The organism is Streptomyces sp. SID5464, from assembly GCF_009862985.1.
Taxonomy (GTDB): domain Bacteria; phylum Actinomycetota; class Actinomycetes; order Streptomycetales; family Streptomycetaceae; genus Streptomyces; species Streptomyces chartreusis_D.
In genome coordinates this window covers 1-535 of the sequence record NZ_WWIQ01000083.1, presented here as the reverse complement: position 1 = coordinate 535, position 535 = coordinate 1, and the positions used below count along the sequence as shown (strand labels likewise).

Below are 535 nucleotides of genomic sequence, written 5' to 3'. Positions count from 1 at the left end.
CGCACGAAGCACACCGTCCCGCACGGACAGCCCCGAAGGCCCCACCCCACCCCCCAGCGTTTTCCCTTCCCCCGAATCCCATCCATCACCAGGAGGCGCCCCGATGGAAGCCAACCGGATAGGACGCAGAACCGTACTCCGTACCGCAGGCGCGCTGGCCGCCGCCACCGCGGTGACCGGCTGCGGCACCCTCATGGGCAACAGCGAAAGCCGCGCCTCGGGCGGCGGCAAGAAGCGGCTCGTCGTCAGCAACAGCGGCGGCACCTACAACGACGCCCTCACCAAGGCGATCTACGAGCCGTTCACCAAGGAGACCGGCATCACGGTCACCACGGTCAACTACCAGTCGGCGCAAATCATCGCCCAGGTCAAGCAGGGCCGCCCACAGGTGGACCTGATGGACAACTCACTGCTGATCTTCCAGAAGATGGTGGGGCAGGAGTGTCTGGAGCCCATTGACCATGACCGGCTGAAGAGTATTAAGGGTGCCGGGATCGCGGAGCACAACCTGCCGGAGTACGCGGTCGGCAAGAAC

Annotated in this window: 1 pseudogene; it reads left to right on the top strand. The window is 65.4% G+C overall.

The features are described 5' to 3' along the window. Window positions 1-103 precede the first annotated feature (103 nt). Window positions 104-535 (top strand): annotated as a pseudogene (locus GTY47_RS40005) (ABC transporter substrate-binding protein); the annotation flags it as partial.